Genomic DNA, 24,096 nt, shown 5'->3' on the forward strand with positions numbered 1-24,096 from the left:
CGCCAGCGACGCCTCCGTCAGGCTGGTCTTGGAGAAATCCAGCAGCATCTCGCCAAACCGCGCCGAGAATTTGCCAAAGCGAGCAGGGTCAGAGGCGAAGAGTTGTGTTATCGGCGGGGGAGGCGGGAGCGCCGCGAGTTCCGCCCATAGGTAATCAAGCTTGGACATTCCGCTTTCACTCATTTATTTTCTGGCGTCATCTTGAAGTGTCAGACCTAGAAGATGAAGCCGGTGTTGATGAAATTCGAGGTGCGCTGCGCCACGATATTTTCCAGCAGCAACTTGTTCGCGCCCGTCTCCTTCGTCGCGATCATCGAGCGGATCGAAAAAGCGCGCAGCGCATCTGTGACCGACAGCGTGCCCTCCGCCGAATCCTTCCGTCCGGTGAACGGAAACACATCCGGCCCGCGCTGGCACTGGCTGTTGATATTCACACGGCACACCTGGTTCACCAGCGGATCGACAAGATGCCCGATGGTGGCGGCATCATTTCCGAAAACGCTGACCTGCTGCCCATGTTCAGAGGTGCGGACGTAATCGAGCGCCTCAGCGAGGTCATCGAATGGCGCGACAGGTACGATCGGCCCAAACTGCTCGTCGCGGTAGAGTCGCATCTCTGGCGTTACCGGGTAAACCACGGCCGGATGAAACAGCGTGCCTGAACTCACGCCTCCGCCGCGATTAAGCACGGCGCCGCCATGCGCGATGGCGTCGTCAAGATAAGCGTGCATCTGCTGGACCTTGGCGAGATCGGGCAGTGGCGTGATGCCAATTCCTTTTTCCCAGGGCATGCCAGCTTCGAGAGCCTCGACCTTGGTGATCAGCTTTTTAAGAAACACGGTTGCGATGCTGCGATGCACGAGCAGCATCTTCAGCGCCGTGCAGCGCTGCCCGTTGAAAGACAATGCACCAGATACGCACTCACTCGCTGCGAGGTCGAGATCGGCATCGGGCAGCACGATGGCGGCGTTTTTGGCATCCAGCCCCAGCACGGCGCGCAGGCGGTTGGTCTTTGGGTGCAGTTTTTTCAAATGATCCGCCACGCGGCTTGAACCGATCAGAGCCAGCGTATTCACCCGCCCGGATTCGAGCAGTAACGGCACCACGATTTCACCACGGCCATAGACGAAATTGATCACCCCAGGCGGGAAGGCGGCGCGGAAGGCCTCCAGCAGCGGCTGGAACAGCAGCACGCCGAACCGCGGCGGCTTGAACACCACGGTATTGCCCATCAGCAAGGCTGGAATCAGCAGCGCGAAGGTTTCATTCAGCGGATAATTATATGGCCCCATGCACAGCACCACGCCGAGCGGTGTGCGCCGGATCTGGCCGATCACGCCGTCCACGATCTGGAAGCGTGAATGCGCGTTGTCGAGGTCCTTCAGCGCGGCGATGGTGGCGCGTATATAGGTGACCGTGCGGTCGAATTCCTTCTCGGAATCGCCATAGGTTTTCCCGATTTCCCACATCAGCAGGCGCACGATTTCGGCACGGGCGCCGACCATGGCATGCGTGAAGCGCTCCATGCAGGCGATCCGCGCGGCAACAGACATGGTCGGCCATTCGCCCCGCCCGTCGTCATAGGCCTTCACGGCGGCGTCAAGCGCGGCATTGGCTTCGTCCACGCCGCCAGCGGGATGGCTGCCAATGGCGAGCGGCGCCAGCGTGCCGGCGGCGTCTCTAGCGCAAATCGGCGAGTGGACCGGAACCGTGCCGCCGAAGGCGGCATATTCGCCGCCGATCAGCGTGACATCCTGATGCACGGGCGCGGGCAGGCGGAAATGCTCAGGAATATCCTCAAGCTTCGGAAACATCTCGCTCTCCTTTTGGGGGCTCAGGCGGCAAGCCGGGTGGCGGCGCGGGCGGCTTCGGTGATTCCGGCCCAGTCTCCCGCCTTGATCGCCGCGCGGCTGACCATCCAGGAGCCGCCGACGCAGATGACATTTGGCAGCTTCAGGTAGCGCGGCGCGTTTTCAGGCGTGATGCCGCCAGTGGGGCAGAATTGCAGTTGCGGCACGGGCGAGGCGATGGCGGAGAGGAAGGCGGCGCCGCCGGAAGCTTCGGCGGGAAAGAATTTGGCGAAGCGGTAGCCGCGCTCGATCAGGGCCATGGCTTCGGAGACGGTGGCGATGCCGGGCAGCGGGGGAATGCCGCACTCGGCGGCGGCGTCGAGCAGGCGTGGCGTAGCGCCGGGTGAGACGGCAAAGCATGCCCCGGCCTTGGCGGCGGCGTGGTAATGCGCCGGTTCCAGCACGGTGCCAACGCCGGGAATGGCGCCCTCGACCTCCTGCGCGATGGCGCGGATCGCCTCGATCCCAGCGGCGGTGCGCAGGGTCACCTCGATGGCGGGCAGGCCGCCGGCCACCAAAGCGCGCGCGAGCTTCACGGCGTCGGCGGCGTCATCGATGATCACCACCGGCACCACCGGCGCCGCGCGCAGGATGTTTTCCAGACCGTCTTGCAGCATCACAGGCCTCCATTGGGAAAAATCGAAGCGCCCGCATCGGCGGTGCCGACCAGCTGGCGGAACCCGGCGAACAGCTCACGCCCCGTGCCGCTATGGTGGGCAGCGAGGTCCGGCGTCTCGGCGGCGCGCCCGGTCAGGTCGGTGAGCGCAGTCAGTTCGCCGCGCACGGCGTCCACGCGCACCACATCGCCATCGCGCAGCCGGGCGATCGGCCCGCCTTCAGCGGCCTCGGGGGTGACATGGATGGCCGCGGGCACCTTGCCCGAGGCGCCGGAGAGCCGCCCATCGGTGACCAGCGCCACGCGGAAGCCACGGTCCTGCAACACGCCGAGCGGCGGCATCAGCTTGTGCAGTTCGGGCATGCCGTTGGCCTTCGGGCCCTGGCCGCGCAGCACCACCACCACGTCGCGGTTCAGTTCGCCCGCCCGGAAGGCCGCCTGTACCTCCTCCTGCTCGCGGAAGATGCGGCAAGGGGCCTCGATGACATGGCGCTCGGGCTGCACGGCGGAGGTCTTGATCACGGCGCGGCCGAGATTGCCGGTGAGCAGCGTGAGTCCACCCGTGGGCTGGAATGGGTTGGCGACCCCGCGCAGCACGGCGGTATCGGCGCTGACGGCGGGGGGGTCGCGCCAGCGCAGCGCCCCCTCATCCAGCCACGCCTCGGCGGCGTAGGCGGCGAGCCCCTGGCCGAGAATGGTACGCACATCCGCATGCAGCAGCCCCGCGCCGAGCAGCTCACGGATCAGGAACCCGGTGCCCCCGGCGGCGGCGAAATGGTTCACATCCGCCGTGCCGTTCGGGTAGATGCGGCAGAGCAGCGGCACCGCCGCGGCGAGTTCGGCGAAATCGTCCCAGGTGAGCACGATGCCCGCCGCCGCCGCCATGGCGACCAGATGCAGCGTGTGGTTGGTGGAGCCGCCCGTGGCGTGCAGCCCAACCACGGCATTGACGAAGGCGCGCTCGTCGAGGATCTCGCCCACCGGCGTATAATCGCCGCCGAGCGCGGTGAGCGCCAGGGCGCGGCGCACGGCGTCGCGGGTGAGCGCCTCGCGCAGGGGCGTGCCCGGGTTGACGAAGGCGGCGCCCGGCAGATGCAGGCCCATGATCTCCATCAGCATTTGGTTGGTGTTGGCGGTGCCGTAGAAGGTGCAGGTGCCGGGGCCATGATAGGCCTGGGATTCGGCTTGCAGCAGCTCGGCGCGGCTGGCTTTGCCCTCGGCATAGAGTTGGCGGATCTTCGCCTTCTCGGCATTGGGCAGGCCCGAGGTCATCGGCCCGCCGGGGATGAACACCGCCGGCAGATGCCCGAAACTGAGCGCTCCGATCACCAGCCCCGGCACGATCTTGTCGCAGATGCCCAGGAACACGGCGGCGTCGAAGGTGTTGTGTGAGAGCGCGACGGCGGTGGCGAGGGCGATGACATCACGCGAGAATAGCGAGAGTTCCATGCCCGCCTCGCCCTGGGTGATGCCATCGCACATCGCGGGCACGCCGCCCGCGACCATGGCGACACCGCCCGCCTCGCGCGCCGCGTCGCGGATCAGCTCCGGGTAGTGCTCATAGGGCTGATGCGCCGAGAGCATGTCGTTATAGGCGGTGACGATGGCGAGGCTCGGCCCGCCCCCGGCGCTCAGCGCGGCCTTGTCGCTCGCCGCGCAGGCGGCGAAGCCATGCGCCTGGTTGGCGCAGCCCAGCGCCCGGCGCCGGGGCGTGTGCGAGGCGGCGGCGCGGATACGCGCCAGATAAGCGGCGCGGGTGGGGCGGCTGCGTTCGATGATGCGGTCGGTGACGCGCAGGATGCGGGGATCGGTCATGGCGTTGGACTCCAGAAGATCTCGATATCGGGCCGGGCGGTGAGTACCGCGTTGATCGGCAGGCCGTGCGCGCGCTCCAGCAGCGCGCGTTTGGCGGCTCCCTCGATATGCAGGATGAGCCGTCCCGCTCCGGCCAGCACGGGCAAAGTGAGGGTCATGCGCGGCTCGCCGGCACCGGGGGCGCGCATCGGCAGCAGCGTCGTGGTGCCGGCGGGGTCGAGCGCGGCGTCCAGATGGTCGCCGCCGGGGAAGAACGAGGCGGTATGCCCGTCCGCCCCCATGCCCAGCACCGCCACGGTAAGCGGCAGGGGCAGGGGCGGTGGGGCAGCGTCCTCGGGCGCGGGGGCGCCGGTGTAGAGCGGCAGGAAGCGCGCGGCAGCCGCCTGATCGCGCAGCAGATGCGCGCGCACCAGCGCGGCGTTGGAGCGTGGCGAGGTTTCATCCACCCAGCGCTCATCCACCAGGGTGATGGTGACATGCGCCCAGTCCATGCGCTGGCGGGCGAGTGCCTCGAGGAACCGCACCGGCGTGCTCCCGCCCGAGACCGCCAGGGTGGCCGCGCCGCGCCGGGTGAGTTCGCCGCGCAGCGTGTCGGCCACACTCGCCGCCAGGGCTTCGGCCAGGGCCTCGGGGGTGGGGAAGGCGCGCATCACGACCCGCCATCGGCCCAGGTGCGGCCGTCACGCTCGATCAGCGCGATGGCGGCGCTCGGGCCCCAGGTTCCCGCCGTGTAGGGCTTTGGCGGCTCCGCGCTGGCGGCCCAGGCCTCCAGGATCGGGTCGATCCAGCGCCATGCGGCTTCCACCTCGTCGCGGCGCATGAACAGCGTCTGGTTGCCGCGCACCACATCCAGCACCAGGCGCTCATAGGCGTCCGGGTTGCGCACGCCGAAAGCCGTGGAGAAGCTCATATCCAGCGGCACCTGGCGCAGACGCATGCCGCCCGGGCCGGGGTCCTTGATCATCAGCTGCAGCTGTACGCCTTCATCGGGCTGCAACCGGATGACCAGCCGGTTGGCCATGATCGGCCCGGCCGAGGGCTCGAACACCGAATGCGGGATCGGGCGGAAGGCGATCACGATCTCGGAGACGCGCTCGGCCAGCCGCTTGCCGGTGCGCAGGTAAAACGGCACCCTGGCCCAGCGCCAATTCTCCACCTCGGCGCGCAGCGCCACGAAGGTCTCGGTCTGGCTCTCCGGCTGGCCCAGCTCCTCCAGATAACCCGGCACCGGCCCGCCCTGGCTGGCCCCGGCGCGGTATTGGCCGCGCACCCAGCCCGACGGCGCGAGCGGCTTGAGCGCGCGCAGCACCTTCAGCTTTTCGTCGCGCACGGCGTCGGCGTCGAGCTGCGCGGGGGGCTCCATGGCGACGAGGCAGAGCAGTTGCAGGATGTGGTTTTGCACCATGTCGCGCAGCGCGCCGGCAGTGTCGTAATACCCGGCGCGGCCTTCCACGCCGAGCGATTCCGCTACGGTGATCTGCACATGGTCGATATGTGCGGCGTTCCAGAGCGGCTCGAACAACCCGTTGGCGAAGCGCAGCGCCATCAGGTTCTGCACCGTCTCCTTTCCCAGATAATGGTCGATGCGGTAGATCCGCTCCTCGGGGAACACCTTGCCGACGGCCTCGTTCACCTCTTTAGCCGAGGCGAGGTCGCGCCCCACCGGTTTCTCCACCACCACCCGTGCCTGGCCCCCGGCCAAGCCCAGGCGGCCCAGGCGCTCACAGATCGGCCCGAACAGCGCCGGCGCGGTGGCGAGATAGAACACGCTGATCCGCCCCTGCATCGGGGTCAGGATGGCGGCGAGATCGGTCCAGCCTTCCTCGCCCGTCGCGTCCACCGCCGCGTAGCGCAGCCGGGCCAGAAACCGCCTGATGGCCGCCTCGTCGCGCTCGGTTGCGGGCACATGCTCCTCGATCGCGCCGCGCGCCAGGGCGGCGAACTCATCCTCGTGCAGATGCGCCCGCGCCGCGCCGACGATGCTGGCCTCTTCGGGCAACTGCCCAGCCAGATCACGCTGGAACAGCGCCGGGATCAGCTTGCGCTTGGCAAGGTCGCCCGTGGCGCCGAACACCACCAGCACAAAAGGCTCGACAGGGATCACACGGCTGGTCATCTGCACTCCTCCACAACGCGCTAAATTATTTTGATACTCAAAATAATCGATCCGTGAGACCGCGTAAAGCGCTAATAATACCCAATGCTTGCAACTCGGCGGGCGGAGCGCCGGAGTCGGCGGCTCCGCCCTGGTTTCGGCCTATTGCGGCGCGGCGAAACCGCCGAGCGCCGCCAGATTAACCGTGAACTTCACACCCAGCACAAAGGCGTTGGGAATGTTGGTTTTTCGGAACGGCTCCGCCGACTGGTCTGGATTGATGACATACTGGATGTTCGGCATCACGGTGAAAGCGTTGCCGATCTTGGCGTTGTAGTCCAGCTCCATCATGATCTCGCGGTGCGGAATCCCCCAGCCCGAGCCGCCCACCGATTCCCGGCCCGCAGTGATGTTGTTGACGAAGTCGCTGGAGAATTCCTGATCGTTGACGACGAAGCCGACCGTATCCTGCGGGCGGTTCCAATACGTGCCCTGCTGCACGGCGCCCAGCTCGTAATACTGGTTCTCGTTCACATGCCCGCTCAGCTTGGTCATGAACACGCCGAACACCGAGAGCCCTTGCGCCGTGACCTGCTGGTTGAAGCGCAGGAACAGACCGGAGCGGTCGTGATGCTGGGCGTAAGGATTGCCGCTCAGCAGCGCCGGCGCGCCGGTGGCGTCGTTCAGCGGGTCGGAATAGGCGCCGGTGTCGTACCAGCCGCCAATCGCGTACAGCCCGCCTGGCGGGGTGTAGCCAAGCTCGGCGGGCACCACCACGCCGGTATCGCCCTTGCCGGACCAGTTGAAGCCATGGTCGAGGAAGGTCTTGTCCACCGGGCTCACCTCATACACGCCGGCATGGATGTAGCTATCCGGCGTGAACAGGAATTTCGCGTCACCACCCCAGCTGGAGGCCGGGAAATAGGTGAAGTTGGAGTCCTTGAAGATGAAGGTCGGGTTGCCGCAGGCCGAATTGGTCTGGAACTGGCAATAAAGCGGCGAGGTGAGGAAGGCGATATTCGCCTCGACCCGGCCGATATTGATGTCGAGCCGGTTGTTGAACAGCTTCTGCTCGACGCTGAAATAAGCCAGATGCAGGTTCTGCGTGCCGTAGATTTCCTGCACCGAGGTATTGTTGCCGATATCATCCGCCGCCAGATTGCGGCCATGCCGCTGGGTCACGGCGACATGCACGATGGTGCCGTTCAGCCCGGCGATCTTGCCGAGATCAAAATCGCCGCCGAGGAAAAGCTGCCCGGCATATTGCGCGCCCTGGCGGATGCCGCCCGAGGGATTGCCCGCCGCCTCGCCAGTGTAGTTCAGCGAGATCGAGACGCCATCGTTGTACAACTTCTGGCCGAGGGTTTCGGGCTGCGCCACGGTCTGGGCGTGCGCGGCGGTGGCGAGCGCCAGAAGGCTGGCGCCGCAAAGCAGAGACTTGAACATGTTCCTGTTGACCTTTGTTGTGTGTGTTTTGGTTAGGCGGTGAGGGTTTGCACGGTGAGCTTGGGCTTGACGGCGCCAAGGATGAGCGCGGTGGCGGCGGTGCCGGCCAGGATGGCGACGACATAGAGGCCAAGATGCGTGACCGCGTCGGGGATCGGCAGCACGAACACCCCGCCATGCGGAACCTTCAGCTCCACGCCTGAGACCATCGAGATCGCGCCGGCGATGGCGGAGCCAATCATGTTGGCGGGGATCACGCGGAACGGGTCCTTGGCGGCGAAGGGAATGGCGCCCTCGGTGATGAAGGACAGGCCCAGCGCGCCCGCGGAGATACCGGCCTCGCGCTCTTCCTCGGTGAAGCGGTTGGGGAACAGCCAGGTCGCCAGGGCGATCGCCATCGGCGGGGTCATGCCCGCGGCCATTACCGCGGCCATCGGCGTATACACTTGGGCCGAGAGCAGCCCGACCGCGAAGGTATAAGCCGCCTTGTTGACCGGGCCGCCCATGTCGAAGGCCATCATCGCGCCCAGCAGCAGCCCGAGCACCACGGCCGAGGAGCCCTGCATGGATTTCAGAAAGTTGGTGAGGAAGCCAAGCACATCGGCGATCGGCGTGCCGATCACGTAGATCATCGCCAGCCCGGTGATGAGCGAGCCGAGCAACGGCAGGATCAGCACCGGCATCAGCCCCTGCATCGCGCGCGGCAGCTTGATCGCCTGGCTGAGGAATTGCGTGACATACCCCGCCAGGAACCCGGCGACGATAGCCCCAAGGAAGCCCGCGCCCAGCAGCGAGGAGAGCAGCCCGCCAATCATGCCCGGCGCCAGGCCTGGGCGGTCGGCGATGGAATAGGCGATGAATCCGCCCAGGATCGGCACGAACAGGGTAAAGGCGGATTTCGCGCCGATCTGGAACAGCGCCCCGGCGAAGGTATGCGCGGCCGAGGGCTCGGTGGCATAAATACCGCCAAAGGCGAAGGCCAGCGCGATTAGCAACCCGCCCGCGGTGACGAAGGGGATCATGAACGACACGCCGGACATCAGGTGCTTATACGGCCCGGCCTTACTGCCCGCGGCTTTCATCACGGTGCCGCTGGCCGCGCCGCCGCCCTGCACCTTGGCTTCGGCAAAGGCGCGGCGGACAAGATTCTGCCCGTCATTGATCGCGCCCTTGGTGCCGGTCTCGTAAACCGGCTTGCCCGCGAAACGAGAGAGTTCCACTTGTTTGTCGGCGGCGATGATGACGAGATCGGCGGCGGCGATTTCCTCCGCCGTCAGCGGCGTCTGCGCGCCGACCGAGCCCTGCGTCTCCACGCGGATCTCGTGCCCCAGCGCGGCGGCCGCCTGTTGCAGCCCCTCAGCGGCCATGAAGGTGTGGGCGATGCCGGTGGGGCAGGAGGTGATGGCGACGATGCGCTTGCCCGCCGGCTTGCTGCCCTGGAGCACGGCACTGGCATCGGCCAGCACCTGGTCCAGCGTGGTGCGGATGGTCTGGCCCGGCGCCGCGCCCTCGGGCAGCGCCGCGCCGTCACCCACCAGCACAGCCGTTGCCGCGCCCTGCGCCTGCGCCGCGCCCAGGCGGTTTAGCACGCCCTCGGCGGTGCGCACCTCAACCTCGATGCTCTTGCCCTGGGCGCTGGCGGCCTTGCGCAGCGCCTCCGCCGCGAGCACCGCGTTCACGGTCGCGCCTCCTGCCGATACCGACGCGATGATGTCTGTCATTCTTTGAACTCCCTAAGTGTTTTATTGGATGATTTGGATGGTGACGGCGCCGCCGAGCGCCTCGATCTGGCTCCGTGGCGGCAGGTTGGGGCCGGCGAGGCCGAGCTTGCCCGCGGCAAAGGCGGTGGCGAGGCGGGCCAGACGTTCCAGCCCCGCCTCCTCGCGCAGCGCCGCCATGATGCCGGCAACCATGGCATCGCCGGCGCCGACCGTGCTGGTCACGCGCAAGGCGGGCAGGGCGGCGCGCAGAATCTGGCTTTCGGTGATGAACAGCGCGCCTTCGGCGCCGAGCGAAACGACGACGAGTTGCACACCCCGCGCCGTCAGCCCGCGCGCGGCCTCGATCACCGCGTCATCGCCGGTCAGGCTGTGCCCGGCGAAATATTCCAGCTCGGCGCGGTTTGGCTTCACGCAGAAGGGCTGCGCCTTACCCGCCAGCGCCGCCTTCAGTGCGGTGCCGGATGTGTCCAGCACCGCCCGTGCGCCGCGCCTGATCAGGGTTTCGGCCAGCGTCGCATAAGTGTCGTCGGCGACGCCGCTGGGCAGGCTGCCCGCGAGCAGCGCCAGCGTGCCGGTGGTGGCCAGCCCCGCGCTGCGCGCCAGCAGCGCCTGCAACTCGGCGGCGCTGGGCACCAGGCCGGGCAGGTTGATATCCGTGGTCTCGCCGTCATGGCTGAGCTTGATATTGGTGCGCGTGTCGCCGGGGATGCGGATGAAGGCGTCGATGATGCGCTTGGTGGTGAACAGCGCCTCGAAATGCGAGGTGTTGTTGTGCCCGAGTAACCCGGTGGCGATGACCTCGCCGCCGCCCCAATCGGCCAGGCAGCTCGCCACGTTCACGCCCTTGCCGCCGGGGTTGAAGCGCACCGCCTGCGCGCGGTGCACATGGCCGGGGCGCAGCCGGTCGAGCAGGATGGTTTCGTCGATCGCCGGATTCAGCGTGACGGTGAGAGCCGAGGCGATCATGGCGCGGCTCCCTCCAGGGCGCGGACCTCGGCGGCGCTAGCGCAGCCCAGGGCGCGCGCGGCCAGGCTCTTCAGCTCGCCCAGCGCGGCGGCGCGCAGCCGCGCCTTCACCGCCGGAATGTCACGCGGCGTCATCGACAACTCCTTCACCCCGAGCCCGGCCAGCAGCACCGCGCCGAACGGATCGCCGGCCAGCCCGCCGCAAACGCCCACCCAGCGGCCATGGCGCTCGGCCCCTGCCACGGTCTGCGCGATCAGCCGCAGCACCGCCGGATGCAGGCTGTCCGCCTCGGGCGCCAGCTCGGGGTTCTGGCGGTCCATCGCCAGCGTGTATTGAGTCAGGTCGTTGGTGCCGATCGAGAAGAAATCGCAATGCGCGGCCAGCGCATCGGCCTGGATGGCGGCGGCGGGCACCTCGATCATGATGCCCACGGGCAGGCGCGGCGCGTTCAACTGGGCGCGGATCTCCTCGCAGATTTCGCGCAGGCGGATGATCTCGCTGGCCGAGGTCACCATCGGGAACATGATCGAGATCTCCCCGCCATGCGCGGCGGCGCGGTAGATGGCGCGCAGCTGCGGCAACAGCAGATCTGCCCGGCGCAGCAGCAGCCGCGCCCCGCGCACGCCCAGAAACGGGTTTTCCTCGCGCGGTAGATGCAGATGCGCCACCTGCTTGTCGCCGCCAATATCCAGCGCGCGGATGATCAGCGGGCGCCCCTCCAGCGCCTCGGCCATGGCGCGGTAGGTGGCGCATTGCTCATCCTCGGTCGGGCTGGCGCTGGCTTCCAGGAACAGGAATTCCGTGCGCATTAGCCCGACGCCCTCGGCGCCTTCCTCCAGCGCCAGCTTCACCTGGTCCGGGCGGTTGATGTTGGCGGCGATCTCATAGCGCGCGCCATCGGTGGTGGTGGCGGGCTCGGCGCGCTTGGCGGCCTCGGCCTCGCGCTGTGCCTGCAAATCCGCGGCCCAGGCCTGGGCCGAGGCGATATCCGCCGCCTCGGGGGCAAGGTAAATCCGCCCGTTCAGCCCGTCGATGATCGCCATCGTGCCGCTGGCCGTCTCCTCCAGCGCGGCACCCCCGGCGACCACGGCGGGCAGACCCAGCGTGCGCGCCAAAATCGCGGTGTGCGAGGTCGGTCCGCCCTGGCTCATGGCCAGACCAAGCACGCGGTTCATGTCCAGCGACGCGGTGTCGGAGGGCGATAATTCGGTGGCGGCGATGATGCAGGGCTCGTCCGGCAGGTCGCTGAGCGAGGCCCCGACCGCCGCCGGGTCCAGCTTCGCCAGCACACGCCGCCCGACATCTCGCAGATCCGCCGCCCGCGCCGCCAGCACCGGGTTGCCCAGCGCGCTCAGCCGCGCGGCCAGGCGGTTCACCGCCTCGGCCCAAGCCCAGGCCACGCCATGGCCCTCCACCATCAGCTGGCAGGTGAGGGTGATGAGGTCGGAATCATTCAGCAGCTCCGCCTGCGCCTTGAAGATGGCGGCATCCTGCGGGCCGAGGCGGCGCGCGGTGTCGTCGATCAGCGCCACCATCTGCTGGCGGGTCGCGGTCAGCGCCTCGTTCAGCGCGTTGCCGCCATCGATCAGCGAGGCCGGCGCATCCGCCACCTCCGGCGCATGGGTGGAGAGCACATGCAGACGACCAATGGCGAGGCCGGGGCTGGCGGGTAGGCCTTGCAGAAACGGCAACTTGCGCGGCGGCTGCCAGCCGCGCTGCGGCTGCGCGGCGGCGCGGGCGGCGGCCTTGGCGGCGTCGGCCTGCTCTTGCGCGCTCAGCCCGGTGATGCGTGCTTGCACCCGCGCCAGCCCGGCGGCGGCATCCTCGCCCTCGGCGGAGACGGTGATCTTGTCGCCCTGGCGCAGCCCGAGTTGCAGCAGCCCCACCAGATTGCGGGCATCGGCAACCTCGTTGCCATGGCGCACCTTCACCCGCAGCCCGGTGGCGCGCACGGTCTCCACCCAGGCCGAGGCTGGGCGGGCATGCAGGCCGGCCGGGTAATCCACCACCCAGTCGAAAGACTCCGCGAGATCTGCTGCGGCCGGGGCGGCAGCGGGGGCGGGGCCGTCAAGCGTCAGCGCGGCGATAATCTGGTTGGCGTCCTGCGTGGCGCAGAGCGCCTGCAGCCGGGGCTCGTCCTGGATCAGCCGGGTGAGGCGGCGCAGGATGGTGATGTGCTGGTCGCCCCGCGCGGCGATGGCGACGATCAGCTTCGCCGTCTGCCCCGGATTCCAGGCGATCCCGCCGGGCACCTGCAACACGGCGATGCCGTCGCGCCGGACCAGATCCTTGTCTTCGCCCATCCCGTGCGGAATGGCCACGCCATGGCCGAGATAGGTGTTCGCCACCGCCTCGCGGCGCAACATGCTGGCGGCGAATTCAGGCGGCACGCAGCCAGCCGCGATCAGCAACTGGCAGGCCTCGCCGATGGCGGCCTCCTTGCTGGCGGGGGCGGCATTGAGACGGACCAGTTCGCGCCCGAGCAGCGCGTCTTGCACGGTAGATGACATTGGCAGTTTCCTCGACCTCTTGTGCGTAAGAAAACGTTTTCACGATCTTATGTCAAGAACTATCCTGCAAACCCGCGAAATTTTCCTGCATCATCCTGCCAAACCCTTGCAAAACCTGGGTCTGATATGCTGAATTGTCTGAGAACGATTTCTGGAAACCGGCGAACACATGGCGGCGCAAACATGACGGTCAGCATCAAGGATGTCGCGCGGGCGGCGGGTGTGTCTCCGGCCACGGTCTCGCGGGCTTTGGGGGGCGGCAAGGTCAGCCCCGAGCTGCGCGCCCAGGTCGAGGATGCGGTGCGCCGCACCGGCTACCGGCCCAACCTCTCCGCGCGGCGGCTGCGCTCGCAGGATTCACAAACCATCGGGCTGATCGTGGCGGATATCTCCAACCCGTTCTTCACCGCCGTCGCCCGCGCGGTGGAGGATGAGGCCTACAAGGCCGGGCTGCGGGTGATCCTCTGCAATACCGACGAGAACCCGCAAAAAGAGGCGATGTATCTGCAGTTGATGGAGGAGGAGCGGGTGACCGGCGTGATCTTCGCCCCCACCCGCGCCACCGTGGACCGCATGGCCCGGCGCAAGCCGAATTTCCCCATTGTGCTGATCGACCGCGCCGACATGGCCGGCGGACAGGATGCGGTGGTGCTCGACAACGCCGCCGCCGCCGCCATGCTGGTCGAGCATCTCTACGCGCAAGGCTATCGGCGCATCACCGCGCTGTTCGGCAATGCCAGCACCACCGGCATTGAGCGTCATGCCGGTTTCGCCGCCGCCATGCAGCGCCTGGGGCTGGCCCCCGAATCGCGCTTCGTGGCGCCGAGCATCGAGGCCGCCGAGGCCGAGACGGTGAGCCTGTTCCGCCAGGGCCAGCCGCCCGAGGCGGTGATCGCCAGCAACGGCCTGCTGCTGATGGGCGTGGTGCGCGGCTTGCGCGCGTTGCACAAGCGCATCCCCGAGGATCTCGCCGTCGCCGGGTTCGATAATGAAAGCTGGACCGAGCTCGCCGGGCCGGGGCTCACAGTGATCGAGCAGCCCGTGACCGAGATCGGCCGCACCGCCATGCGCCTGCTGCTGGAGCGGCTGGATGCGCCGGACGCCCCGGTGCGCAAGGTGGTGCTGGGCGGGCGCTGTGTGGTGCGTGGCTCCACCCGCGCCCATGCCGCCATGGCGGGGTAGAGCCTCCTCCGCCAGCCGGTAGCCCACGCCCGGCCATCGCCGCGTGCGGGTGGTGCCGCGGTCATGTCATGCATTGGTTGGCTGCAAGGTCTGGTTGCACGATGGGTACCCAGCACCTTGGCAATACCCCGTAAGTTCCCCGTGCCGCCTCGCCGTTTAGGTTATTGGCCGAAAGTGTGAGGTGCGCGATTCTTGCCGGCGCCCCCTGCGCCAGGCTATGAAATCAGCGCCAAATGCTGCCGGTTGCAGAGCTTTGGCGATGTTAATGACAATAAAATAATCCGTGCGTGGCACCCGTTAGTGTATACTTGTTACGTTAAGATTTTGCGTAAAAGTTACAATGCGGGGCGGCAAGAATATAAGTGGTGCAGCCGTCAAACTGCGCCTGGAACATGCGGAGAGGAAGGGAAACGATGGTCGTCCATCAGCCGGTCCGCGACGAGGGTTTTCCGGATCACGTGCCGGCGCTTCCCGATACGGGGGCGGAACAGCAAGAGTTCATCGTCGGCGATTGCCCGGCGATGCGCAATGTCTTTGACCGCATCCGCCGTTTCGCAAAATATGACGCGCCAGTGCTGATCTCCGGCGAGACCGGAACCGGCAAGGAGTTGGCGGCGCAAGCCATTCATCAGCGTTCCGATCGTTGCAGGGGGCCGTTCGTCGCCATTAATTGCGCCGCGCTGCCGGCGACGCTGATCGCCTCCGAATTATTTGGGTATGAGAAAGGCGCATTCACCGGCGCCACAGCACGCAAATTCGGGCTGATTGAACAGGCGAATGACGGCACGCTGTTTCTCGATGAGATTGGCGATCTGCCACAGGAATTACAGGCTCATATGCTGCGCTTTTTGCAGGAGCACACGATCACGCGCCTGGGTGGCCACACGCCGATCCGCGTCAATGCCCGCGTAATTTCAGCCAGCCATATCGATCTCGAAGCGGCGATGGCGGCTGGGCAGTTCCGTGACGATTTATTCTACCGCCTCAACGTGCTGCCGCTACGCATGCCCTCGCTGCGCGAGCGCGATGGAGACGTGTTGTTGCTGGCGACGTATTTTCTTCGCCGCATCGCCGGAGAGATTGGTGCCGGGCCTATGGTGTTTTCACCTGAGGCCAAACAGGCCATCGAGGCTCATCCCTGGCCCGGCAACGTGCGCGAAATGATCGCCGCGATCCGGCGTGCGGTGGTGATGAGCACGCAGCCGCAAATCCGGCCGGAAGATCTGGGTATCCAATCCCGCCCGCGCGGGCCGCGCGAGGCAAACGCCACTCCCCGCGAGTTCCGGCGTTTTCGGCCTGGTTCGGAAGAAGAGCGCACGGCGATATTGCGCGCGTTGCAACGAAATCATAACAATGTCACGAAGGCGGCGGCGGAGATGGGCGTTTCGCGCGTGACATTCTACCGGATGGCCAAGCGCAATCCGGGTTCGCTGCAAGAGGCGATGCGCGGTATCGAGGCATAAGATTTCACAAGATTTATTGTGCGACACCGTTGATGGTGACGATCTGGCTGCCAGAGACCAAGTTCTGTTGCTGCGCCAGGGGTTTCAATTCGTCCCATAAGGTAATGGTGCCGAGGGGCGCTGTCGAGCGGCTTACCTGCGGTCCTTGAAGCCCGGTTCCGCGCACCGTTGAAATCGCGCTATTTGGCAACGCCAGCAAGGTGACATCAGCGACTTGTTGCAGCAAATTCGCGGCTGGCGCACTTTGTGCGAACGCCGGGACCGGCGCTGCCGCGATAGCGAGCGCCGCCAGCCACCGAAATCCACTGTATTTATTTGAGCGCATTGCCATAATTCAGCCCATTCAGAATGCCGCTGGTAACCTGCTGCGCGGTCATCCACTGGCTCATGCCGTTAATACCAATACTCATCGTGGTGGCCACGCTGACAGAGGTGTTGTTGGCCTGGTTGGTGACGAGATTGGCGATCCCGCTGGCGCCGAGCGTGGTGACGATGTTGGTCAATCCCTGATTTCCGCTTGCGCCAAGGGTAACATTCGCCGTGCCTGGTGGGATGATCGTGGTGTCACCATTGCCGTTGCTTACAACCACCGGCGCGGGGCCGGAGGTGGAGGTGAGGGTGACGGTTGGCACGATAATGCTCTGTACGATTGTTCCCGCGATGCTGTCGATCTGCTGAAAGGAAAAATCAATCGAAACGCCAGGGCTGATATCAAAGCCGCCACGTAATTGGGCAAGCTGCGCCGGGCTGAGCTCCGCGCCAGTCAGATTAAGAGCCGCAATCGTTGCCGCGCCCCCGGAGGGCGGTGCGGCCTGGGCCATTGGTATGCCGGCAAAGAATCCCACGAGTGGCGCGATGATCTGTAACCGGTGATATGGCATTACACGATACTCCGTGATGCAAGCGCTAAAACCGTGAGGCGTCGGGCACCGACACCTGTTGCAGCGTTGCCAGATTGATCATGAACCGGCTGAGCGTGACCGGGGCCAGCGGTTCGGCGTCCCAATCCTCGCTGTCGTTAAAACCGGCTCTGGCGTCTTTAAGGTCGGAGAGTATGATAAGGAAAATCCCAGACCATTGCTTCTGAAAGGCGGAGACGCTCTCCATCCGCAGGCCGAGCGCGGGGTCGGCGAGCAGCACGTTGCCATCCTGGACGCCGCGTAGCACGACAAAATGCTTGTAGCCGTTTTCGTTGATCAAAACGATCGCGGGAACCCGGATTTCAGCAAGCTTCGCCAGCGGCGCGCGGAACCCGCCCGAGGGGATCCCGTGGCGGGTCAGGTAGTTTTTCATGTCCAGTAGCGAGAAGCCCGATTGCTCAATCACCGGCTGATCGCCATTGACGAACATATTGATGAATACAGAGCTTTCCGTTGCTGGCTGATGATAGGTGAAGAGCAGCAGCGTCGCCAACGCGGCCGAGCCGCAGGAAAAATCGTATTGCTGCTTGAATGTAGTGCTGAATTTGCGCTCCTGGAAGCTTGGCACCGCCAGGGTAGCGTTGCCCGCGCCAATCGTCATTCCGTTGAGGCTGATCTGTCCGGCCCGCGCGGCATGCGCGCCTGGCAGCGCCAAGGCTAAGACACCGGCCAGAAACGTTGCGCGCAACGACATATCCGCCGCTCCCGATCTTCGTCCTAGTGGACGGTGATGTTCACACTCATACTACTTTGCAGCAGGGCGTTGTTTCCCGTATTTTGTAATATCGTCGTCAGTCCGGTGTTATTGTTCACCGACTGGCTGTTGCTGATCGATCCTGTTGTAGAATTATTGGCGCTGTTTCCGCTGTCAATGCCGATATTGATTGACGGCGCCACCAGCGTTCCGCCCCGCAATTTCGCTAACTGGTCGCTCGGAACTTGGGCGTTGCCAAGCACGGACAGCACCGAAGCTGTACTGTCAGGCCCCGCGGCGAGGGCAGGGCTTATCGCGGAACACAAGAGGCCGACCGTTAATAGCGGACGAACCGCCTTGAACAGATACGTCATGGAGCGCTCCTGAACTCTGCATTAAATTTTGGTGTTGCCGGCTGGTCAACACAGGGACTCCGCACGGCACTTTGACATGCGCCATGCGGAGCCACAAATTATCCGCGCAGGAACGCGTTAGAAGCCGTTATTGCCGCCCACGCCAGCGCCGACATAAGAGCCGAGCGCCACGGAGCTCTGTTGCAGCGAGGCGTTGCCGGTATTCTGCTGCACGCTGCTGATGCCGATGCTCGCGTTATTGGCGTAGCTCATATTCGCGTCGCCGCTCCGGACCTTCAAGCCGCCGCTGCCGCCACCCCAATCGCCTTCATGGCCGCCACCGCCACCGGAGAGATACATGATATGCTCAACTTCGCCGCTATTGCTCGCCGTGCCAAGCGTCATGTTCACGCTCGTGTTGGTCGTGACACTCGACATGGTCTCGTTGCCCACATTGCTCAAAGTCTTCGTCAGGGCCACTGATTCACTCGACGTTGAGGTGGAGGACGAATTGCCCACATTGGTCAATGAATTACCATTTTGGCTGCCTGCCGTGCCGCCGGTCGTGGCGGAATTGCTGCCATTCATGGCGCTTGCGTTCTTGATGGGGACATACGAGCCGCCGTCTCCGTGAGCCATGGCCACGCCGCCCGCCAGTAGAAACAGCGCCGAACTCGTCAGAAGAAGTTTACGCATGATAGTCCTCCTCGCATGAAGTTTTGGTGATTAGTCTCTTTGGCCTCGCGTGCCGGGTGCTGATGCAATCGATCACGGCGGCGCATGAGGCAATGAGCAACAGCCGTGCCAAAACTGGCGGTTCCGCCGCGTGTGGCGCAAAAAATGCTGCATATCAGGGCGTTCGACGTTGATCTTAGCGTCCCTCTGAAGCCATTCGCGAAGCGGTGACAATGTAAAATCTGTCGCCTGATACTGTAACAGCTGTAAAACATATACAGTTGCCACGGCTTCGCCCTCGAAGAAGAATGTTTACAATCCGAGGTCCGTTGTTTCATAATGGAAAAAAATTGGAGGTGACCATGCCAGTGCCGCCAAGATCCTCGTCACGCCGCTGTCCGGCGCTCGCCATCGCGGCCCCAGATATGCAAGTGCCGGACATACCGGCCCTGGCCATCCTCCCCCTCTCAGCAGCTCTCTTGCTCCTTTATGCCGGTGCGGCGCGGGCGCAGACAACGTCGGGTGACGTGTCCGCGCTTGAGGCGCGCATTCAGGCGCAGCAGGCGAAGCTGCAGCAGGAAGAACTGCAGCTTGAGCAGCAATCGCTTGAGCTTAGCCGGCAGCAGCAATTGCTTGATAGCGAGATGGCCACTCTGCGTGGCGCGGGCACCACCGGCACCCCCCAGCCCCAAGATGCCAGCGCCTCCGCCCCAGCACCGCAGCCCGCCGCGCCTACGCAGCCCGTGGGCGCCGAGCAGCAACAGGCGCAGCAGGAAAATCAGGACCAGCAGACCAAGGTGATCCTGCAATCCTCCACCGTGCTCTCCGGCACGGGCGGGGTGCTCACGCCCAAAGGGCAATTGCTGATCGACCCCTCGCTCGAATATGATTACTGGACGCAGAACCAGCTTCAGCTGAACGGGTTCACCATCATCCCCGGCATAACCTTCGGCAATATCTTCATTTCGAGGATGGACCAGCGCTTCATCACCGCCGCGCTAACGGCGCGTTATGGCATTACCGATCGGCTGGAGATCAACCTGAAGCTCCCCTTCGTCGGCGGGTTTGGGTCCACCACGGCACAGGCGGCTGGAAGCACCGCCAAGCCGTTGAACGCCAGCGCCAGCAATGTCGATATCGGTGATCTGCAATTCGGCGCATCCTACCAGTTCAACAGCGGCGAGAATGGCTGGCCGGTCTTTGTGGGCAATTTGGAATTCAAGACGGCCACGGGGCAAAACCCTTATGAAGTGCCTGTCTATAACGTGCAGGACGCCAGCGGCCAGGTGGGCTATGGCGTGGTGCCCAAACGGCTGCCGACCGGCACCGGGTTTTACGCGCTGGAGCCCAGCGTCACCGTATTTTACGCGACCGCGCCGGGCGTTTTGTTTGGCAATCTGCAATATATCCAGAATTTTGGCAGCAGCTTCAATATTCCCACCACGGGCGGCGGGCCTACGCTTCACACCAAGCTGGAACCCGGCCCCGCGGTGGCGGGCACATTTGGCATCGGCTTCGCGCTTAACGACAAAGCTTCGATGACCTTCAGCTATCAAGAGGAACATGTGTTCGGCTCGTCCAGTGACGGCCATGCGATTCCGGGCTCGAGCTATGATTTTGGCACGTTCAATTTCGGGCTGGGTTATGCCCTCACTCCGCTCACCAGTATTAATGTCGGGGTTGGCATCGGCGTCGGGCCCTATGCCCCGGCGGCCAAGATCCTCATAGAGGTGCCGACGCGCTTCAACATCATGTAACACCGCGCGGCGTGGAGCCGCGCGGTGTTAGTCAGCCTCAGGCGGCGAGCGCCTGCTCCATCGGGCGCAGCGCCAGCCCAAGGGCGGCGGCCACGGCCGGATGGGTAATGGCCCCGCCCTGCACGTTCAGCCCGTCGCGCAGATATTTGTCATCCGCCAGAGCCTGCCTCCAGCCCTTGTTCGCCAGCGCCACGATATAGGGCAGGGTGGCGTTGTTGAGCGCGAAGGTGGAGGTGCGCGCCACACCGCCGGGCATGTTGGCCACGCAGTAATGCGTCACGCCGTCCACCACATAGGTCGGGGCGGAATGGGTGGTCGCCTTCGAGGTCTCGGTGCAGCCGCCCTGGTCGATCGCCACGTCCACGATCACCGAACCCTTGCGCATGGTCTTCAGCATCTCGCGCGTCACCAGCTTCGGCGCCGCCGCGCCGGGGATTAGCACAGTGCCGATCACCAGATCGGCCTGCGCCACCAGCTTGGCCACGGTGTCCTTGGTCGAATAGGCGGTCTTGATGCGGGTGCCGAAGGTTGCGATCAGCCGGCGCAGCACGTCCGGCGAGCGGTCCACCACGGTCACATCCGCGCCCATGCCGGTCGCCATCAGCGTGGCATTGGTGCCCGAGACACCGCCGCCCAAAATCACCACATTCGCCGGCATCACCCCGGCCACGCCGCCGAGCAGCATGCCCGGCCCGCCTTGCGCGTTCTCCAGATTATGCGCGCCCACCTGCACGGACATGCGCCCCGCGACCTCGGACATCGGGGTGAGCAGCGGCAGCGTGCCCGCGGGGCTGGTCACGGTCTCATAGGCGATGCAGGCGGCGCCGGAGGCGATCAGGTCCTGCGCCTGGGCCGGGTCCGGGGCGAGGTGCAGATAGGTGAACAGCAGCTGGTCGGCGCGCAGCTTCTTGCGCTCCACCGCCAGCGGCTCCTTTACCTTCACGATCATCTCGGCCTTGCCCCACACGGCATCGGCGTCCGCCGCGATCTTGGCGCCAGCGGCGGCGTAATCCTCATCCGAGAAGCCGATATTATGGCCGGCATTATGCTCGACCAGCACCTCATGGCCATGCGCCACCAGCTCATGCACGGCGGCGGGCACCATGCCCACGCGGTCCTCGTGATCCTTGATCTCCTTGGGTACACCGATACGCATGTCTCACTCCCTTGCTTGAACGATAATTCGAAGATTAAGAGAGATCGTGCTATATTTTTCACGAAAGAATGGCAGATTCAGCCATTCATCCGTAAAATTATTTGTTTTTCATTGGTTTGATTCGAATTATATTGCAAGGCATGAATCTCGACCTCACCGACCGCAAGATCCTCAACGCCCTGCAGGCCGACGGGCGGCTGACCAATGCCGAGCTGGCCGAGCGGGTGAATCTCTCGCCCTCGGCCTGCTTGCGTCGGCTACATCTGCTGCTGGGCACTGATCTGGTGGCGGGCACGCACCTGGTGCTGGACCAGAAACAGGCGGGCTTCCCCGGCACGGCCTATGTGTTCATCACGCTGGAGGGTCAGGACCGCAAGCAGCTCGACGCCTTCGAGGCGCGCATCCAGCTCATCCCGCAGGTGCAGGAATGTTATCTCCTGGCTGGGCAGGCCGATTATCTGCTGCGCGTTGTCTATAACGACTCAGAAGACCTTGAGCGCCTGCATTCCGAGGTGCTCACCCGCCTGCCAGGCATCCGCCGCGTGCAATCCACCATGACCCTGCGCACGGTGAAGCGCACCACAATGCTGCCCCTCTGAAACGCGAACGGGGCAGGCCAAGGCCCGCCCCGTGTCTCATCTCGCCGTTTGGGTGGTTCAGGCCACCTGGGCCGAAATCCCGCTCAGGCGGCGGCGGATCGCCATCGGCACTTGGCGCGCCGATTTCGCGCGCGGATACGCCATTTCCTCGATCGCCTCGGCCGGGGCCTCGCGCTCCTCCCAGTTATGGAAGTGCATGCGGTCGACATTATCCACGAAGCTCTCCGCCGGGACGCCCTCGGCCAGCAGCAGCTCATGGCTGGCCAGCTCAACGTGATAATAAGTGAACTGCTCGGGCACGTCGTAATCACGCACGATGCTCTCACCATTCACCAGCGCCGCGGCCTGCACCAGGATGCCGTCGATGAACACGGCATGGTCGGGCGAGAGCCGCAGGTCGCGCCGCGGCAGGCCATCGCCCAGCGCTCCGGCCTTGATGCAAATGGGCAGAGAGCGCAGCGGGTCGGCGAAGCGGGTATGCACATGGCTCTGGCCGATCCAGCGCACCTGCTTCGCGCCATCTACCGTCATCACCACATCGCCTGCGCGCAGTGCCTCCACCTCAATCTCGCCGTCAGCGGTGGCGAGGCGGGTGCCGGGGTAGAAGCAGAGCGTAAGGGTAAGCGTGCCTGTGGATTCGTTCAACGTCAGCCAGTTGGCCGAATCGCCGCTGGCCAAGCTGACGTCGATGGTCACCGAGGCGCCGTCGGTGGCGTCGGTCACCACCAGCGTGCCGTTGCTGTAGCTCTCGGTCAGCTTGTCGTTGGTGCCGCTCAGGCTGAAATTCGCAGGGCCGACGATGATCGAGTCGCCCGTGCCGAAATTCGTAATCGTCGTGTTCAGCACATGGTTGGTGACATCGGTGCCGGTGAAATCGGCGACGCTGCCCGCGTTGTTGCCGCTCATGTTGATGGTGCCGCCGAGGCTGCCCGCGAGATCGAGCGTCCCGTTATCCAGGATGCTGGCAACGCTGGAGCCGCCCGCGAGCGTGGCGGTGACGCCGCTGTTCACGGTGAGCGTTCCAGCCCCGCTGATCGCCTTGCTGTCGCTGAAATTGGCGGCGATGGTGGCTTGCGCGCCGGAGGCCAGGGTGATGGACGCGGCGTCATTACCGCCCAGCACCAGCGTGCCGGCATCGGTGATGCTGCCCAGCGTGGTATTGCCGGTGAGCGTGGCGTTGGCGCCGCTGTTCACGTTCAGCGTGCCGCTGCCGGTCACGCTGCCCGTGTCAACGAAGCTGGTGCCGACATTGATGGTGCCGTTATCGACCAGGCCACTGCCGCTGACCGAGGCTGTGCCCGTCGCGATGGTCACGGTCTCGCCCGCGACCAAGCTATCGCCCGGCGCGATGCCGCCCGTGAAATTGGCCGGATTCTCGAAGCTGTTGTTCTGCGCTCCGGTGAAGGTGAAGGTCTGGCCGGAGAGGCCGGAAACCAATTCGATATTCTCCCCCGCTGTGCCCTGCAACGCGATGAACGAGGCGGAAGACAGCGAAGTGCCCGCAACACCCGAGACAGTAACCTTGGCGCTGGAGACCGTGGTGCCGGTGGCATTCACCTCGCCCACAGTGAGCACGCTGCCGCTGTAGTTCAGCGCGATGCTGTCGCCCGCGGGCAGGGTGGGCAGCACCGCACTGCCGAGGATAATACCGTCAGACGCGCCGAAATTGGTCAGTGTCGCCGTGCCGCTGGTGCTGGTGAAATCAACAACGCTCTGGGCGCCATTGCCCTCCATGTTGACAGGGCCGGTCAGCGGCGCGCTCAGCACCAGCGTGCCGAAATTATCCACACCCGTGAATGTGGCGGCCGCGGTGAGGGAGGCCGTCTGCCCGGCGGAGATGACCGGGGTGAGGTTGAGGGTGGTGACCGTGGCGACAGGCCCGACATTCCCGTAGCTATCCACGGTAAACATCGAGTACTGGCCGCTGCCCGTGGCGTAGAGGTTGACGCCGTAGCCGTTGGAAAGATCAACGAAAAGCCCGGAGTGGTCGACGTAAGATTGATACGGGCCGTAGCTCTTTTTGCCGACCGTCGTCTTTTTGGCGGCCTCAGTCGGGTAGAGGATATTATCCTCGATCACGGCGTTTGCGTCCACAGACGGCAGCGTGACACCCGTGATGCTCGTTCCGTTGAACGCCCCCGTGGCGCCGGTGATCGTGCTGCTGGTCAGGCCGCTCGTGGTGGTCAGGGTTGCGGTCAGTGTGTCGCCGTAGGTATCGACGGCGGTCAGCAAGTAAGTTGTGGCGAAGGTAGAACCTGACACAGCGACATCCTTAACT

At 65.1% G+C, this 24,096-nt stretch carries 20 protein-coding genes; 4 read left to right on the top strand and 16 right to left on the bottom strand.

Translation table 11 applies throughout. The features are described from left to right. Positions 1-215: 215 nt before the first annotated feature. The 9 genes from LI953_RS09775 to ptsP form a co-directional block, all read right to left on the bottom strand. On the bottom strand, positions 216-1,814 hold the full coding sequence (locus tag LI953_RS09775; RefSeq protein ID WP_227075890.1) for an NADP-dependent glyceraldehyde-3-phosphate dehydrogenase: 1,599 nt from the start codon (positions 1,812-1,814) through the stop codon (positions 216-218). Positions 1,815-1,834: 20 nt separating this feature from the next. Continuing rightward, entirely contained in the window at positions 1,835-2,467 is a 633-nt protein-coding gene (gene eda / locus LI953_RS09780; RefSeq protein WP_227075891.1) for a bifunctional 4-hydroxy-2-oxoglutarate aldolase/2-dehydro-3-deoxy-phosphogluconate aldolase, read from the bottom strand. After that, a complete protein-coding gene (gene edd / locus LI953_RS09785; protein ID WP_227075892.1) occupies positions 2,467-4,281 on the bottom strand; it encodes a phosphogluconate dehydratase in 1,815 nt (604 codons plus the stop codon). Before edd ends, eda begins: the two co-directional genes overlap by 1 nt. Continuing rightward, entirely contained in the window at positions 4,278-4,931 is a 654-nt protein-coding gene (gene pgl / locus LI953_RS09790) for a 6-phosphogluconolactonase (protein WP_227075893.1), read from the bottom strand. Before pgl ends, edd begins: the two co-directional genes overlap by 4 nt. Beyond that, on the bottom strand, positions 4,931-6,397 hold the full coding sequence (zwf, locus tag LI953_RS09795) for a glucose-6-phosphate dehydrogenase (RefSeq protein WP_227075894.1): 1,467 nt from the start codon (positions 6,395-6,397) through the stop codon (positions 4,931-4,933). The genes pgl and zwf overlap by 1 nt, the downstream gene beginning before the upstream one ends. A 141-nt stretch (positions 6,398-6,538) precedes the next feature. Further along, positions 6,539-7,822 (bottom strand): carbohydrate porin, encoded by a 1,284-nt coding sequence (locus LI953_RS09800; RefSeq protein ID WP_227075895.1) that lies wholly within the window; start codon positions 7,820-7,822, stop codon positions 6,539-6,541. A 32-nt stretch (positions 7,823-7,854) separates the two neighbouring features. Then, a complete protein-coding gene (locus tag LI953_RS09805) occupies positions 7,855-9,543 on the bottom strand; it encodes a PTS fructose transporter subunit IIC (protein ID WP_227075896.1) in 1,689 nt (562 codons plus the stop codon). 21 nt (positions 9,544-9,564) lie between these two features. Continuing rightward, a complete protein-coding gene (gene pfkB / locus LI953_RS09810; RefSeq protein ID WP_227075897.1) occupies positions 9,565-10,509 on the bottom strand; it encodes a 1-phosphofructokinase in 945 nt (314 codons plus the stop codon). Beyond that, positions 10,506-13,019: a phosphoenolpyruvate--protein phosphotransferase gene (gene ptsP, locus LI953_RS09815; RefSeq protein ID WP_227075898.1), complete on the bottom strand. Its 2,514-nt coding sequence runs from the start codon at positions 13,017-13,019 to the stop codon at positions 10,506-10,508. The genes pfkB and ptsP overlap by 4 nt, the downstream gene beginning before the upstream one ends. 183 nt (positions 13,020-13,202) lie before the next feature. Here ptsP and LI953_RS09820 point away from each other — a divergent pair, with 183 nt between their 5' ends. After that, on the top strand, positions 13,203-14,201 hold the full coding sequence (locus LI953_RS09820; protein WP_227075899.1) for a LacI family DNA-binding transcriptional regulator: 999 nt from the start codon (positions 13,203-13,205) through the stop codon (positions 14,199-14,201). 413 nt (positions 14,202-14,614) lie between these two features. Next, on the top strand, positions 14,615-15,664 hold the full coding sequence (locus LI953_RS09825) for a sigma-54-dependent Fis family transcriptional regulator (protein ID WP_227075900.1): 1,050 nt from the start codon (positions 14,615-14,617) through the stop codon (positions 15,662-15,664). A gap of 13 nt (positions 15,665-15,677) precedes the next feature. Here the strand turns inward: LI953_RS09825 and LI953_RS09830 are convergent, their stop codons facing one another. The 5 genes from LI953_RS09830 to LI953_RS09850 all read right to left on the bottom strand — a co-directional run bounded on the left by LI953_RS09830 (position 15,678) and on the right by LI953_RS09850 (position 18,327). Beyond that, complete coding sequence (locus LI953_RS09830; RefSeq protein WP_227075901.1) at positions 15,678-15,995, bottom strand: hypothetical protein; 318 nt, start codon at positions 15,993-15,995, stop codon at positions 15,678-15,680. Beyond that, positions 15,976-16,545 (bottom strand): hypothetical protein, encoded by a 570-nt coding sequence (locus LI953_RS09835; RefSeq protein WP_227075902.1) that lies wholly within the window; start codon positions 16,543-16,545, stop codon positions 15,976-15,978. Before LI953_RS09835 ends, LI953_RS09830 begins: the two co-directional genes overlap by 20 nt. Before the next feature lie 25 nt (positions 16,546-16,570). Next, entirely contained in the window at positions 16,571-17,278 is a 708-nt protein-coding gene (locus tag LI953_RS09840; RefSeq protein WP_227075903.1) for a C39 family peptidase, read from the bottom strand. Between the two features lie 23 nt (positions 17,279-17,301). Beyond that, positions 17,302-17,652: a hypothetical protein gene (locus LI953_RS09845; protein ID WP_227075904.1), complete on the bottom strand. Its 351-nt coding sequence runs from the start codon at positions 17,650-17,652 to the stop codon at positions 17,302-17,304. 117 nt (positions 17,653-17,769) lie between these two features. Further along, a complete protein-coding gene (locus tag LI953_RS09850) occupies positions 17,770-18,327 on the bottom strand; it encodes a hypothetical protein (RefSeq protein ID WP_227075905.1) in 558 nt (185 codons plus the stop codon). Between the two features lie 506 nt (positions 18,328-18,833). Between LI953_RS09850 and LI953_RS09855 the strand changes: the two genes are divergently transcribed. Further along, positions 18,834-20,063, top strand: a complete 1,230-nt coding sequence (locus LI953_RS09855) for a transporter (protein WP_227075906.1) — start codon at positions 18,834-18,836, stop codon at positions 20,061-20,063. A 37-nt stretch (positions 20,064-20,100) separates the two neighbouring features. On the opposite strand, the gene ald is transcribed toward LI953_RS09855, so the two are convergent. Further along, a complete protein-coding gene (gene ald, locus LI953_RS09860; RefSeq protein WP_227075907.1) occupies positions 20,101-21,219 on the bottom strand; it encodes an alanine dehydrogenase in 1,119 nt (372 codons plus the stop codon). Positions 21,220-21,359: 140 nt separating this feature from the next. Here ald and LI953_RS09865 point away from each other — a divergent pair, with 140 nt between their 5' ends. After that, the gene (locus LI953_RS09865) at positions 21,360-21,818 is read left to right on the top strand and encodes an Lrp/AsnC family transcriptional regulator (protein WP_227075908.1); all 459 of its coding nucleotides are present in this window, start codon (positions 21,360-21,362) and stop codon (positions 21,816-21,818) included. 57 nt (positions 21,819-21,875) lie between these two features. Here the strand turns inward: LI953_RS09865 and LI953_RS15600 are convergent, their stop codons facing one another. Then, positions 21,876-24,080: a Hint domain-containing protein gene (locus tag LI953_RS15600; protein WP_227075909.1), complete on the bottom strand. Its 2,205-nt coding sequence runs from the start codon at positions 24,078-24,080 to the stop codon at positions 21,876-21,878. Positions 24,081-24,096 lie beyond the last annotated feature (16 nt).

The organism is Acidocella sp. KAb 2-4 (assembly GCF_020567705.1).
GTDB lineage: Bacteria > Pseudomonadota > Alphaproteobacteria > Acetobacterales > Acetobacteraceae > Acidocella.

What these genes read in the sequence shown, in the direction of transcription:
- LI953_RS09775 (WP_227075890.1), bottom strand. Translation starts at nt 1,814, where the DNA reads ATGTTTCCGAAGCTTGAGGATATTCCTGAGCATTTCCGCCTGCCCGCG.
- eda (WP_227075891.1), bottom strand. Translation starts at nt 2,467, where the DNA reads ATGCTGCAAGACGGTCTGGAAAACATCCTGCGCGCGGCGCCGGTGGTG.
- edd (WP_227075892.1), bottom strand. Translation starts at nt 4,281, where the DNA reads ATGACCGATCCCCGCATCCTGCGCGTCACCGACCGCATCATCGAACGC.
- pgl (WP_227075893.1), bottom strand. Translation starts at nt 4,931, where the DNA reads ATGCGCGCCTTCCCCACCCCCGAGGCCCTGGCCGAAGCCCTGGCGGCG.
- zwf (WP_227075894.1), bottom strand. Translation starts at nt 6,397, where the DNA reads ATGACCAGCCGTGTGATCCCTGTCGAGCCTTTTGTGCTGGTGGTGTTC.
- LI953_RS09800 (WP_227075895.1), bottom strand. Translation starts at nt 7,822, where the DNA reads ATGTTCAAGTCTCTGCTTTGCGGCGCCAGCCTTCTGGCGCTCGCCACC.
- LI953_RS09805 (WP_227075896.1), bottom strand. Translation starts at nt 9,543, where the DNA reads ATGACAGACATCATCGCGTCGGTATCGGCAGGAGGCGCGACCGTGAAC.
- pfkB (WP_227075897.1), bottom strand. Translation starts at nt 10,509, where the DNA reads ATGATCGCCTCGGCTCTCACCGTCACGCTGAATCCGGCGATCGACGAA.
- ptsP (WP_227075898.1), bottom strand. Translation starts at nt 13,019, where the DNA reads ATGTCATCTACCGTGCAAGACGCGCTGCTCGGGCGCGAACTGGTCCGT.
- LI953_RS09820 (WP_227075899.1), top strand. Translation starts at nt 13,203, where the DNA reads ATGACGGTCAGCATCAAGGATGTCGCGCGGGCGGCGGGTGTGTCTCCG.
- LI953_RS09825 (WP_227075900.1), top strand. Translation starts at nt 14,615, where the DNA reads ATGGTCGTCCATCAGCCGGTCCGCGACGAGGGTTTTCCGGATCACGTG.
- LI953_RS09830 (WP_227075901.1), bottom strand. Translation starts at nt 15,995, where the DNA reads ATGGCAATGCGCTCAAATAAATACAGTGGATTTCGGTGGCTGGCGGCG.
- LI953_RS09835 (WP_227075902.1), bottom strand. Translation starts at nt 16,545, where the DNA reads ATGCCATATCACCGGTTACAGATCATCGCGCCACTCGTGGGATTCTTT.
- LI953_RS09840 (WP_227075903.1), bottom strand. Translation starts at nt 17,278, where the DNA reads ATGTCGTTGCGCGCAACGTTTCTGGCCGGTGTCTTAGCCTTGGCGCTG.
- LI953_RS09845 (WP_227075904.1), bottom strand. Translation starts at nt 17,652, where the DNA reads ATGACGTATCTGTTCAAGGCGGTTCGTCCGCTATTAACGGTCGGCCTC.
- LI953_RS09850 (WP_227075905.1), bottom strand. Translation starts at nt 18,327, where the DNA reads ATGCGTAAACTTCTTCTGACGAGTTCGGCGCTGTTTCTACTGGCGGGC.
- ald (WP_227075907.1), bottom strand. Translation starts at nt 21,219, where the DNA reads ATGCGTATCGGTGTACCCAAGGAGATCAAGGATCACGAGGACCGCGTG.
- LI953_RS09865 (WP_227075908.1), top strand. Translation starts at nt 21,360, where the DNA reads ATGAATCTCGACCTCACCGACCGCAAGATCCTCAACGCCCTGCAGGCC.